This is a genomic window from Pseudomonas sp. AC532, assembly GCF_979258965.1.
This window is the reverse complement of record NZ_OZ409888.1, coordinates 3698261-3710970: the sequence shown is the minus strand read 5'-3', so window position 1 is coordinate 3710970 and position 12710 is coordinate 3698261. Positions and strand designations below refer to the sequence as shown.

General features: G+C 66.0%; 12 protein-coding genes. 3 read left to right on the top strand and 9 right to left on the bottom strand.

Going from position 1 to position 12710, the window contains the following annotated elements; all coding sequences use genetic code 11:
* Positions 1-54: 54 nt before the first annotated feature.
* The 9 genes from ACZ0AV_RS17275 to bioB all read right to left on the bottom strand — a co-directional run bounded on the left by ACZ0AV_RS17275 (position 55) and on the right by bioB (position 9106).
* The gene (locus tag ACZ0AV_RS17275) at positions 55-1344 is read right to left on the bottom strand and encodes a GGDEF domain-containing protein (protein ID WP_499152160.1); all 1290 of its coding nucleotides are present in this window, start codon (positions 1342-1344) and stop codon (positions 55-57) included.
* 190 nt (positions 1345-1534) lie between these two features.
* Positions 1535-3340, bottom strand: coding sequence for a phenylacyl-CoA dehydrogenase (locus ACZ0AV_RS17270; RefSeq protein WP_499152159.1), 1806 nt, complete (start codon positions 3338-3340; stop codon positions 1535-1537).
* Positions 3341-3501: 161 nt separating this feature from the next.
* The gene (locus ACZ0AV_RS17265; RefSeq protein ID WP_499152158.1) at positions 3502-4248 is read right to left on the bottom strand and encodes a putative metalloprotease CJM1_0395 family protein; all 747 of its coding nucleotides are present in this window, start codon (positions 4246-4248) and stop codon (positions 3502-3504) included.
* Positions 4249-4293: 45 nt separating this feature from the next.
* A complete protein-coding gene (locus ACZ0AV_RS17260; RefSeq protein ID WP_499152157.1) occupies positions 4294-4560 on the bottom strand; it encodes a hypothetical protein in 267 nt (88 codons plus the stop codon).
* A gap of 91 nt (positions 4561-4651) precedes the next feature.
* Positions 4652-5335 (bottom strand): dethiobiotin synthase, encoded by a 684-nt coding sequence (gene bioD, locus ACZ0AV_RS17255; protein ID WP_499152156.1) that lies wholly within the window; start codon positions 5333-5335, stop codon positions 4652-4654.
* Positions 5332-6126, bottom strand: a complete 795-nt coding sequence (bioC, locus tag ACZ0AV_RS17250) for a malonyl-ACP O-methyltransferase BioC (RefSeq protein WP_499153385.1) — start codon at positions 6124-6126, stop codon at positions 5332-5334. Before bioC ends, bioD begins: the two co-directional genes overlap by 4 nt.
* Positions 6120-6830 carry an alpha/beta fold hydrolase gene (locus tag ACZ0AV_RS17245; protein WP_499152155.1) on the bottom strand — a complete coding sequence of 237 codons (711 nt, stop codon included), beginning with the start codon at positions 6828-6830 and terminating at the stop codon, positions 6120-6122. The genes bioC and ACZ0AV_RS17245 overlap by 7 nt, the downstream gene beginning before the upstream one ends.
* Entirely contained in the window at positions 6827-7999 is a 1173-nt protein-coding gene (bioF, locus tag ACZ0AV_RS17240; RefSeq protein WP_499152154.1) for an 8-amino-7-oxononanoate synthase, read from the bottom strand. Before bioF ends, ACZ0AV_RS17245 begins: the two co-directional genes overlap by 4 nt.
* A gap of 51 nt (positions 8000-8050) precedes the next feature.
* Positions 8051-9106, bottom strand: coding sequence for a biotin synthase BioB (bioB, locus tag ACZ0AV_RS17235; RefSeq protein WP_499152153.1), 1056 nt, complete (start codon positions 9104-9106; stop codon positions 8051-8053).
* An 82-nt stretch (positions 9107-9188) separates the two neighbouring features.
* Between bioB and ACZ0AV_RS17230 the strand changes: the two genes are divergently transcribed.
* The 3 genes from ACZ0AV_RS17230 to ACZ0AV_RS17220 all read left to right on the top strand — a co-directional run bounded on the left by ACZ0AV_RS17230 (position 9189) and on the right by ACZ0AV_RS17220 (position 12642).
* Positions 9189-9926: a ComFC family protein gene (locus ACZ0AV_RS17230; RefSeq protein ID WP_499152152.1), complete on the top strand. Its 738-nt coding sequence runs from the start codon at positions 9189-9191 to the stop codon at positions 9924-9926.
* Between the two features lie 57 nt (positions 9927-9983).
* A complete protein-coding gene (locus ACZ0AV_RS17225) occupies positions 9984-10748 on the top strand; it encodes a TOBE domain-containing protein (RefSeq protein ID WP_499153384.1) in 765 nt (254 codons plus the stop codon).
* A gap of 919 nt (positions 10749-11667) precedes the next feature.
* Positions 11668-12642 (top strand): serine/threonine protein kinase, encoded by a 975-nt coding sequence (locus ACZ0AV_RS17220; protein ID WP_499152151.1) that lies wholly within the window; start codon positions 11668-11670, stop codon positions 12640-12642.
* The last annotated feature ends 68 nt before the right edge of the window (positions 12643-12710 follow it).

The following is a 12710-nucleotide window of genomic DNA, read 5'->3' as shown; positions in this document are numbered from 1 at the left end:
AGACACATAGGGTCGTGTCGTGACCGATCAGCCACTGACCGATCACGCCCTGGGTCAGGCTCGCTCGGCTTTGATTTTGACGGCACCACGCTTCTGCGACTGACTGCTGACACAGTTGCGCCCGGCGCTCTTGGCACCATAGAGCGCCTTGTCGGCAGCCTTGAGCACCTCCTCGACGCTTCGCTGCTGCTCGCCGCGCTGGGCCACGCCGATACTGACCGTCACCGATACCTGGCTGGCGCCCGCGCCACTGCGCCGCTGCCTCCCCACCTGGTCATCACTGGGACGCTGCTGGCGATCACGCAGCTGAATCCGGTAGTGCTCGACAGCCTGGCGTATCGCCTCAAGGTGCGGCAGACACTGCTCGATGGTCTTGCCGGCGAACACCAGGGTGAATTCCTCGCCACCATAGCGATACACCTTGCCGCCACCGCCCACCTTGCGCAGCTGGCTGGCAACCACGCGCAGCACCTGGTCGCCGACATCATGGCCATGGGTGTCGTTGAATTTCTTGAAGTGGTCGACATCGGCCATGGCCAGCACGTAATTGCGCCCCAGCCGCTGCAGACGCTCGTTGAGCGCGCGACGCCCCGGCAGCCCGGTCAGCTCGTCACGGAAGGCCATCTGGTAAGCCTCGTGGGCCACACCAACGACGATCATCAGCATCACCACGCTGGACATCACCTGCAGCGCATGGGGCTGGATGAACGTGTTGGGCAGCATCCACAACAGCGCAATCACCCCGACGCACTGCACCGCGTGCACCGGGCGCGGCGCGCGCAGGTACTGCACCAGCAGCGCGACGATGACCAGCATGAACAACGGATAGGCCAGTTGCACCAGGTTCATCCACTCGGCATGCAGCGCCGGCCAGCGGATCACCGAGAGCCACTGCTCCAGTGCCTGGGGATAACGCCGCGCCAGCCCTGCAGCGACTGCGCACACCGCCAGCAGCACGGCCACGCGGGCCACCAGATCCTGTATCAGGTGGGTACGCTCGCGCCACAGCGCGAACAGGCCATAGAGCACCGGCAACAGCAGGCTGCAGAGGTGAAAGACCAGGGCCGCGTCTTCGCGTACCCGGCCAAAATCACGAAAGTAGTCGGCCTGCTCGTCGAGTACGAAATAGCCCAGGTACAGCACCAGCAGCATGAACAGCTCGCGCTGGCGCCCATAGACCACGCAGAAGGTGCCCCCCAGCAGCAACAACAGGGTAGGCAACACATTGAAAAGCGACGTGAAGAAGTCGGTCAGCGTTGGCAGGGTAGCGGCCAGCAGCCCACTCCCCAGCAGCAGCAATGCAGGCAGGAAATGTCCCAAGCGCAGAGCGGCTAGGCGCGACAAGAGAAACTCCGCTATCACGGTAATGGCCTGGCATTTTGCCTGTATTCAGCGCCCAACGCACGGGATCTGCACGCCTCGTTTGTGCTGCACTGATGACCTGGGGTCCTTGCGGATCAACGGCGAGCGAGAAATGGCAGCCATAAAAAAACCGCGACCCGGGGGCCGCGGTTTTCAGGTCGACGCCCGACTGTCAGTAACCCAGCGCGAAGTCTTCCTCGCTCATGTCCATCAGGCTGCCCGCACCGGACAGCATGGCCGCCACGTGGGTGCGGGTACGCGGCAGGATGCGCGCATAGTAGAACTGTGCGGTCTGCAACTTGGCCTTGTAGAACGCCTGGTCACCGTTGCCGGAGGCGATCTTCTCGGCGGCGACACGGGCCATGTCTGCCCAGAAATACGCCAGGCAGGCATAACCGGAGTACATCAGGTAGTCCACCGATGCCGCGCCGACTTCCTCGCGGTCCTTCATGGCCGCCATGCCGATCTTCATCGTCAGCTCGCCCCACTCCTTGTTCAGCTTGGCCAGCGGCTCGACGAATGCCTTGATGGATTCGTTGCCTTCATTGGCCTGGCAGAACTTGTGGACGATCTTGGTGAAGCCCTTGAGCGCTTCGCCCTGGGTCATCAACACCTTGCGACCCAGCAGGTCGAGGGCCTGAACGCCGGTGGTGCCTTCGTACATCATCGAAATGCGGCAATCGCGCAGGTTCTGCTCCATGCCCCACTCGCTGATGAACCCGTGGCCACCAAAGATCTGCATGCCGTGGGAGGCCGACTCGAAGCCGACCTCGGTCATGAAGGCCTTGGCAATCGGCGTCAGGAAGGCCATCAGGCCGTCGGCGGCTTTCTTCTGCTCTTCGTCCTGGCTGTGCGTGAGGATGTCCACCTGCTTGGCGGTGAAATACACCATCGCCCGATTGCCCTCGGCGAAGGCCTTCATGGTCAGCAGCATACGGCGAACATCAGGGTGCACGATGATCGGGTCGGCAGCCTTGTCCGGTGCTTTCGGGCCGGTCAGCGAACGCATCTGCAGACGGTCACGGGCGTATTTGATCGCCCCCTGGAAGCCGAGCTCGGCGTGCGCCAGCCCCTGGAGCGCAGTGCCCAGGCGTGCAGTGTTCATGAAGGTGAACATGCAGTTCAGGCCCTTGTTCGGCGGGCCGATCAGGAAGCCGGTGGCCGCGTCGAAGTTCATCACGCAGGTGGCGTTGCCGTGAATGCCCATCTTGTGTTCGATGGAGCCACAGTTCACGCCATTGCGCTCACCGACGCCGCCCTCGGCGTTGGGCAGAAACTTGGGCACGATGAACAGGGAAATACCCTTGGTACCAGCCGGCGCATCGGGCAGGCGGGCCAGCACGATGTGAACGATGTTATCGGCCATGTCGTGTTCACCGGCCGAGATGAAGATCTTGGTGCCAGTGATCTGGTAGGAACCGTCGGCCTGAGGCTCGGCACGCGTGCGCAGCATGCCCAAGTCGGTGCCGCAATGGGCTTCGGTCAGGCACATGGTGCCCGTCCACTCGCCGGACACCAGCTTGGTCAGGTAGGTGTGCTGCTGCTCGGGCGTACCGTGGGCGGAAATGGTGTTCATCGCGCCGTGGGACAGGCCCGGGTACATGCCCCACGACCAGTTGGCAGTACCGACCATTTCGCTCACGGCCAGGCCCAGCGACTCCGGCAGGCCTTGGCCGCCGTGCTCGACGTCATGGGCCAGGCTCGGCCAGCCGCCTTCGACGAACTGCTTGTAGGCTTCCTTGAAGCCGGTCGGCGTTTTCACACCGGACTCGCTCCAGGTACAGCCTTCGGTATCACCCACGCGGTTGAGCGGAGAGAGCACCTGCTCGCAGAACTTGGCGCCTTCCTCAAGGATGGCATCGACCATGTCTGGCGTAGCGTCCTGGCAGCCGGGCAGGCTCTGGTAGTGCGCTTCATAGCCGAGCAGTTCGTCACGAACGAAACGGATATCGCGCAAGGGGGCCTTGTATTCAGGCATAGCGGGTACCTCTGCGGGTGGTCTCTTATGTTGGGGGGTGACCGAAGGACGGTCGTTTGCAGACGGGTAATACGGGGAGCCGACAGCTTGCGCGACGACTCAAACACATGTTTGAAACATACGTTTACGCCCAGCCACTGTCAAGGGCCGCTCCGGGATGTTCAGGCGCGCAGATCGAGTAGCGCTGAGGGGGGCTGATCGGCCGCGGACGCGGCGTAGAGGCTGAGGTCGGGGGACGGCGGGCGGCTGCCGGTGTCGGCTGGCGTGACTGACGGGTCGTCGCTTTCCTGGCCCTTTTCGTCGGCGGGCGACGCCTGGGTCTGTTCCGCTTCGCGGCGCTGCATCGCGGCGAGTTCGGCACGCGCTACCGCCATCTGCGCCTGAGCCTGGCTGGCCACGCTACGGTCCTGGGCGGACGGTTCGGCAGGCGCCAACGCCGCACGGATGACGATCTGCATCTTGCTCAGGGTTGCCTGGGGATCATTGGCGACGGCACCGACGTCAATGCTCACCTCACCGCCCGAGGCGTAGCGTTTGCCATCCGGCCCGCGGGTGTATGTGTAGGTAGGTGCGCCGGCATGAGCGCCACCGACCGCGGCATGTGCCTGCTCATGGCTGCGCACCTCGCGGTCGCGGTTGGCCAGTTCGGAGATGACCAGTTGCAGCGCCTGCTCTTGCTTGGCAGTACGCGGCTCACCCGGCTTGGCAGGTGCGGCGGAGTCGTCGGGCTTGTCCTGTTCGTCCTGCGCCGTTGCGGCTTTGGAGGAATCGGACTCGGCACCCGGTGCCACCGGCGCGAAAGCGGCGCGGGCGAGATCGGGGGAGCTGGCGGATTCGACAGGTCGAGGGGCAGGAGCCGATAACGGCGAGGAGGGATAGTAAGAGGAGGAAAAACCAGCAACGTACATGCCGCTCGCCCCCTGGAGCCGAGCGCCTGAAAAAGGCGCGGCGATTTAGGCGGTAACGTCGATCAAAGTGCCCAGCACCTTGTCCGCGGTCGCCACGACGCGCGCGCCGGCTTGTGCTTCGTACTGACCGACACGCATCTCGACCATGTTGTCGGCGATGTCGGACCGCGCCGCGGAGGGCTCGTTGGCCTGGGCGCGTTCGGCAGTCACCGGTGCTTTGGCGATCTCGCCGGCAGCCTGATCGACGCGGCGCTGGCCGGACTGGATGGTGTTGATGCCAGCGGTAAAGGCGCTGGTGGAGGAAATCTGCATGGGACGTCTCCTGCTGCAGTAACTACATGGCGTGTATTTAAGCAGAAGCCATTTAAAAAACGTACAGCCAAAATATGCGGATGTGTTTCTTCTATAGCATCAATCGCGATAAATGGAGGTGGCCTGCCACCCGCTGTGCGCTGGCCAGTGGCAGGTGCGGCACCTGGCCGAGGCAGGGCGTTGCCAGGCGCTCGCTCAGGGTGTCGAGATTGTCCTGCAGGCGCGCCATCTGCGGGTCGACCACGTTGGCCACCCAGCCGGCCAATGGCAAGCCGTCCGCGATGATCGCCTCGGCCGTCAGCACGGCATGGTTGATACAGCCCAGGCGCACCCCGACCACCAGAATCACCGGCAACTGCAGCGCACGCGCCAGGTCGGACAGGTTGGCCGTGCCGGTCAGCGGCACGCGCCAACCGCCAGCACCTTCGACCAGGGTGAAGTCCGCCCCCTTGCCCAGGACAGTGCGCACCGCGTCGCTCAGCTGCGCCACGTCGAGCCGCAGCCCTTGGTCACGGGCCGCAAGGTGCGGGGCTATGGCCGGCGCGAAGGCCATCGGGTTCACCTCTTCGTAACGCAGCGGCAGGCTGCACTGGGCGAGCAGCGCCAGGGCGTCGTCGTTGCGCAGCCCCTGCGCAGTGAGCTGACAACCGGAGGCGACCGGCTTGGCGGCGGCGGTCGACAGGCCGGCGAGTCGCGCCGCATGCAACAGGCCGGCAGCGATGGTGGTCTTGCCGACCTCGGTGTCGGTGCCGGTGATGAAATAGGCTGCACTCATGTGCATCGCTCCTTGTGCAGAACGCCGTAGATGACCTGGTAGGTGCAGGGTAGCCCCTCGGGCTGGCGGTACTGCTCGTAGGCATCGGCGAGCGCGCGCAACCGAGCACGCCCGGTCAATCCGGTCGGGCGCCCCGCATTGAGATTATGGGCACCCAGGGCCTTGAGGCCGTGGGTGAGGCCACGCAGATCCGCGTAGTGAATGCGGTGCGCGTGCACCTGCAACGTCGCTACCCGCAGGTCGCTGGCGGCGCACTGGGCCTGGTAGTCGTCGACGGCGCGAAAGCGGTTGACGTGGACGAAACCATCGACGGCCTGCCAGCTGTCGCGCAACTCCTGCAAGGTGCCGACGCACAGGCTGCTGAAGGCCAACACGCCGCCGGGCCGCAACACCCGGCGCGCCTCACCGAGCACCGCCTGGAAATCGCCGCACCATTGCAACGCCAGGCTGGAGAAGATCAGGTCGCAACTGCGGTCGCGCAGCGGCAGTCGTTCGGCGTCGCCGGCGACGAAGCACTGCGCGCCGCCAGCGCGCCGGGCGTGTTGCAGCATGCCTTCGGCAATGTCGACGGCAACGCCCTGCGCATACGGATAGCGAGCGGCCAGCGCACGGCTGAAGTGGCCGGTGCCACTGCCCAGATCCAGCCAGCGCCGGGGCGGCTCCGCCATTTGCAGATGCGCCAGCAACTGCCGGCCCACGTCGCGCTGCAGTTCGGCTACACCGTCATAGCTGGCGGCAGCCCTGGAGAACGACGCGGCTACCTGGCGCTTGTCGGGCAGCCCGTTCACGATTGCGCCTCCATGAAGCGGCTCAGCAGCGCCGCCACATCGCCCGCCTGTTCGAGCACGAAGGCATGGCTCGCGCCACTCAGGCACTGAACACTGGCGGCAGGTTGCAGCGCCTGGACGGCCGCGGCAGCGCATACCGGCACCAGCGCATCGGCATCGGCGAAAACATGCAACTGCGGTCCACGGAACCCGCGCAGCGCCGCTCGCGTATCAAGTGTGGCGAGCAGATCGAGCCCGGCCTGCGAGGCGCCGCCGGCTGCCGCTGCCAGCAACTCCCGCGACAGCGAGCGGGTATCCGCGGCGCCCTGGCTGCACAACAGGGCGAAGCGCTTGAGAGTCGATGACGGGCTCTGCCCGTAGGCGTCGCGAAAATCCTGGAAGGTCGCCGCCGCCATGGCCGTGGGCCAGTCCGGGCTGGCAACGAAGCAGGGATTGCTCGCCAGCGTCAGCAAGCCCGGGCACGCCGCGCCACGCCGCGCCGCCAACAGGCTGGCAAGCATGCCGCCCAGTGACCAGCCGCCCAGCCAGGCACCACCGGGCAAGCGCTCGTGCAACTCGTCGAGCCACTGCGCGGCCGGCAGCTGAGTGCGCTCGGGCAGCGGTTCTATCTGCACCTGCAACCGCGAACGGAGCGCATCGGCCAGGGGATCCAGCGGGGCAGTGCCCAGCCCCCAGCCCGCCAACAGAATCAGTCGCTGATCGCTCATGCCGGCTCTCCCGGCACGTGCGCCCAGCAACGGGCGAGCGCTTCCAGCAGGCGATCCACCTGATCGAACTGGTGGGCAGCGGACAACGTGACGCGCAGGCGAGCACTGCCTGCGGGTACAGTGGGCGGGCGAATCGCCGTGACCAGAATGCCGCACTCGCGCAGCGCCTTTGACAAGGCCACGGCACGGCCACTGTCGCCGATCAGGATCGGCTGGATGGGCGTGTCGCTGGCCATCAGCTGCAGGCCGATGCTTGCCGCTCCCACGCGGAACCGCTGGATCAGCATGGCCAGATGCTCGCGGCGCCAATGCTCGCTGCGCAACAGTTCAAGGCTCTTCAGCGTCGCGCATGCCAGCGCGGGCGGTTGGCTGGTGGTATAGATGTAGGGCCGAGCGAACTGCACCAGGGTGTCGATCAGCGCGTCGCTGCCGGCGACGAAGGCGCCAGCGGTGCCGAATGCCTTGCCCAGTGTGCCGACCAGCACCGGCACCTCGTCCATGCCAAGGCCGAAGTGCTCGACGACGCCGCCACCGGTGGCGCCCAGGGTACCGAAACCATGAGCGTCATCGACCATCACCCAGGCCTCCTTGCGCCGCGCTTCGGCGCACAACGCCGGCAGGTCGGCCAGGTCGCCGTCCATGCTGAACACGCCATCGCACACCACCAGGGTATTGCCCTCGGCCTTGTCCAGGCGCGTTGCGAGGCTGGCGCTGTCATTGTGCAGGTAGCGCGAAAAACGCGCCCCGCTGAGCAGGCCGGCGTCGAGCAGCGAGGCATGGTTGAGGCGATCCTCGAGCACCGTGTCGCCCTTGCCGACCAGCGCGGTGACCGCGCCCAGGTTGGCCATGTAGCCGGTGGAAAACAGCAGCGCGCGTGGCCGCCCCGTGAAATCGGCCAGGGCCTCCTCCAGCGCGTGATGCGGCATGCTGTGGCCGATGACCAGGTGCGAGGCGCCGCCGCCAACGCCCCAGCGCGCGGCACCTGTGCGCCAGGCTTCGATCACCTGCGGGTGGTTGGCCAGCCCAAGGTAATCATTGGAACAGAAGGCCAGCAGCTCGCGCCCATCCACCCTGACCAAGGGGGCTTGCGGGCTGTCCAGCAGGGGCCGCTGGCGATAGAGACCGGCAGCACGACGCGCGGCCAGGCGGCCGGCCAGATCGAATGACATAAAAGACTCCAGGTGCCAGGCAGCGCCGTTGCGCGCTGCCTGCCGATATCCTCAGACGGCGGCGTCGTAGAACATCCGCGAATCACGCTGCTCGACCAGCGCCTGTTCGATGGCGGCCTGGTGCACCTCGTCGGCGTGCTCTTCCCGCGCCTCTGGCTGGATGCCGAGACGGGCGAACAACTGCATGTCCTTGCTGGCCTGCGGGTTGGCGGTGGTCAGCAATTTCTCGCCGTAGAAGATCGAGTTGGCACCGGCGAAAAACGCCAGCGCCTGCATCTGCTCGTTCATCGCCTCGCGCCCGGCCGACAGCCGCACATGGGATTTCGGCATCATGATGCGCGCCACCGCCAGCATGCGGATGAAGTCGAACGGGTCGACATCCTCTTCATTGGCCAACGGCGTGCCCTCGACCTTGACCAGCATGTTGATCGGCACCGACTCCGGGTGCTCCGGCAGGTTGGCCAACTGGATCAGCAGGCCGGCACGGTCGTCCAGCGATTCGCCCATGCCGAGGATGCCGCCGGAACAGATCTTCATGCCCGACTCGCGCACGTAGGCCAGCGTCTGCAGGCGCTCGGAATAGGTACGGGTGGTGATGATGCTGCCGTAGAACTCCGGCGAGGTGTCGAGGTTGTGGTTGTAATAGTCCAGGCCGGCATCGGCCAGCGCGCGGGTCTGCTCCTGGTCGAGACGCCCCAGGGTCATGCAGGTTTCCAGGCCCAGGGCCTTCACCCCCTCGACCATTTTCAGCACGTAGGGCATGTCCTTGGCGGACGGGTGCTTCCAGGCCGCGCCCATGCAGAAGCGGGTCGAGCCGATGGCCTTGGCCTCGGCGGCCGCTTCGAGCACCTTCTGCACTTCCATCAGCTTTTGCTTGTCCAGGCCGGTGTTGTAGTGGCCGGACTGCGGGCAGTACTTGCAGTCTTCGGGGCAGGCACCGGTCTTGATCGAGAGCAGGGTCGAGACCTGCACGCGATTGGCATCGAAATGCGCGCGGTGCACGGTCTGCGCCTGGAACAGCAGGTCGTTGAAGGGCTGTTCGAACAATGCCCGGACTTCAGCCAGGCTCCAATCGTGACGCAGGGTGGCAGCGGTGCGAGCGCTCATGGGGGTGAATCCCTCTCTACAGGTGGCCTGCTACAGTCAAGGCAGACCCAACACGGATGTGCGGCATAGTTAAGGAAGCCTTATGCGCTGTCAACCACCACTAACCAGAATGGTTTACAACTGGTTAAAAATAAGACAATCCTGTCTGCTATGCGATGAAGCGGTCGACGCCCCCTTGCCCCTCTGTACGGAGTGCGACACCGAACTGTCCTGGCTGGGCGCCCATTGCCGCGTGTGCGCCCTACCCCTCTCGGTAGACGGGCTGACCTGCGGCGCGTGTCTGAAGCGCCCACCGGCCTTCAGCCGCGTAGAGGCGCCCTGGCGGTATGGCTTCCCGGTGGATGCGCTGATCAATCGCTTCAAGCACCAGGCTCGCTGGCCTGTCGGCCGCTTGCTCGGCGATCTGCTGGCTCGCCACCTGGCTCACGCATTCAGCGAGGGCCTGCCGCGGCCCGACCTGCTCCTGCCGGTACCGTTGTCGCCCAAACGACAGCGCCAGCGGGGCTTCAACCAGGCGCAGATGCTCGCCCAGTTGCTCGCCAAGACCTTGCAGATCCCTCAATGCAGTGACTGGCTGCAGCGCAGCGGCGATGCCCCGGCGCAGCAGAAACTCGATGCGGCCGCGCGCCGACGCAACCTGCGCGGCGCCTTCACGGTGTCACCCAGGGCACGGCTGGAGGGGCGACATGTGGCCCTCGTCGACGACGTGCTGACCACTGGCGCCACGGCGCAACAGCTCGCCCGTCAGTTGCTCAGGGCTGGCGCGGCGCGGGTCGACGTCTACTGCCTGGCACGTACCCCGGCACCGGGCGATGATTGACGGCCCCAGGGCGGGCGCGCACAGTGGCCAGCCGTCGTGATTACCCCTGCCCTGCCCATGACCACCCTTGCGCTGCTTACCCAACATGTAACCCGCCGCCCGCAACGCATCGCGCTGCTCGAGCAGATCGCCGCGCAAGGCTCGATCACTCGCGCCGCCAAGGCAGCGGGCATGAGCTACAAGGCCGCCTGGGACGCCATCGACGAGCTCAACAACCTCGCTGAGCAGCCGCTGGTGGCCCGCAGCGTCGGCGGCAAGGGCGGCGGCGGCGCGCGCCTGACGCCGGCTGGTGAGCGGCTGCTGCAATTGCATCAGCGCCTGCAGGCCATCCAGGCCGAGGTGCTGCAAGCCGTCGACGACGACGCCGACCTGCAGGTGCTTGGCCGCCTGATGTTGCGTACCAGTGCGCGTAACCAGTTGAGTGGTCGCGTGCGGGCGATCCAGCCCCGGGGCGGCAATGACCTGATCGACATCGAGTTGCCCGGCGGAGCGTCGATCACGGCGCAGATTACCCGCAGCAGCACCCGGCACCTGCTCCTGCAACCCGGCTCACCGCTGATGGTGCTGATCAAGGCCGGCTGGCTGCAACTCAGCGCACCCGACCAGGCAGCAGATGCCGGCCTCAACGAGCTGCTCGGGCACATCGAGCAGATTCACGCCGAAACCGACGGGGCCACTGAAGTGCGCATCGCCCTGCCCAACGGGCAAACCCTGTGCGCCCAGGCGACCGTCGAGCAGCTCGCCGACCTGGGGCTGGCGGTAGGCAGCCCGGTGCGTGCCCAGTTCGCGGCCAGCCACGTGCTGCTGGGCACACAGGTCTGAACTGAGTAACTGGCGCTGCCGGCGAGTCCCGCAACGCGTTCTCCAACGGGCTAACAAGACCAAGTGCCATGGGCGCAGCGACCTTGCCAGGAATGCGCTCATACCCAGGTAGCGTTGGCCGGCCACCATCGCCTTCGCGCCGGGGACGACACTCCTACATGGGGGGCGCCAGGCACCGTGGACGAACTCACGCATCGTAGGAGCTGCGACCTCGCGGCGAATCGCACAGACGCCGCAGGTTCTGCCGAACGGCCGCCATCGCTTTCGCGCCGGGGTCGATGCTCCTGCATGGGGGCGCCAGGCACCGTGGACGGACTCACGCATCGTAGGAGCTGCGACCTCGCGGCGAATGGTGCTTGCGCTGCAGGTTCTGCCGAACGGCCGCCATCGCTTTCGCGCCGGGGGCGACACTCCTACATGGGGGGGCGCCAGGCACCGTGGACGAACTCACGCATCGTAGGAGCTGCGACCTCGCGGCGAATGGTGCTTGCGCTGCGGGCTCTGCCGAACGGCCGCCATCGCCTTCGCGCCGGGGTCGACACTCCTACATGGGGGGCGCCAGGCACCGTGGACGAACTCACGCATCGTAGGAGCTGCGACCTCGCGGCGAATCGCACAGACGCCGCAGGTTCTGCCGAACGGCCGCCATCGCTTTCGCGCCGGGGTCGATGCTCCTGCATGGGGGCGCCAGGCACCGTGGACGGACTCACGCATCGTAGGAGCTGCGACCTCGCGGCGAATGGTGCTTGCGCTGCAGGTTCTGCCGAACGGCCGCGATCATCTACGCGCCATCGGGTCGAGCCGGTGGCATTGCCGACAATGCTCGGGCGTGCTGCGCTCCGCTGGCGTCCGACAGCGATAGTGCCCGTGCCCGATGCCCCTACGCGGTACACTCTGCGGCCCACCGATGGAGTAGCCCATGTCTCATCCTTTCGCCGCACTCACCCCCGATCTGGTTCTGGATGCCGTCGAAAGCCTGGGCTACCTTAGCGATGCCCGCGTGCTGGCACTCAACAGCTATGAGAACCGCGTCTACCAAGTGGGCATCGAGGGCGAAACCCCGCTGATCGCCAAGTTCTATCGCCCGCAGCGCTGGACCGATGAAGCGATTCGCGAGGAACACACCTTCAGCGCCGAACTGGCCGAGTGCGATGTGCCGGTGGTGGCGCCGCTGCAGCGCGACGGCGAAACCTTGTTCGAGCATGCCGGCTTTCGCTTTTCGCTGTTTCCGCGCCGCGGTGGCCGGGCGCCGGAGCCCGGCAACCTCGACCAGCTTTACCGCCTCGGCCAGCTGCTCGGCCGTCTGCATGCGGTGGGCTCGTTGCGCCCGTTTGCACACCGTGAAACGCTGCAGGTCAGCAACTTCGGCCACGCCTCCCTGGCGACCCTGCTGGAAGGCAACTTCGTGCCGCGCAGCCTGCTGCCTGCCTATGAGTCGGTCGCACGCGATCTCCTCAAGCGTCTGGATCAGCTGTTCGCGGAGCACCCGGCCAAAGCGATACGCCTGCACGGTGACTGCCACCCGGGCAATCTGCTGTGCCGCGACGAGACCTATCACATGGTCGACCTCGATGACTGCCGCATGGGCCCGGCGATTCAGGACCTGTGGATGATGCTCGCCGGCGAGCGCCACGAGCGGCTGGGTCAGATCGCCGAGCTGGTCGATGGCTATCAGGAGTTCCACGACTTCAACCCGCGCGAGCTGCCGCTGATCGAGGGGTTTCGCTCGCTGCGCCTGATGCACTACAGCGCCTGGCTGGCACGCCGCTGGGACGACCCGGCCTTTCCGCAGAGCTTTCCCTGGTTCGGCAGCGAGCGTTACTGGGGCGAGCAGATTCTCATGCTGCGCGAGCAGATCGCCGCATTGAACGAAGAGCCGCTGAAGCTGTTTTGAGCGCGCGGTGGCTGCGATAAAAAAGCTGAACGAGCGGACAACTGCGCACTAGAATGATGCGTCTCTCC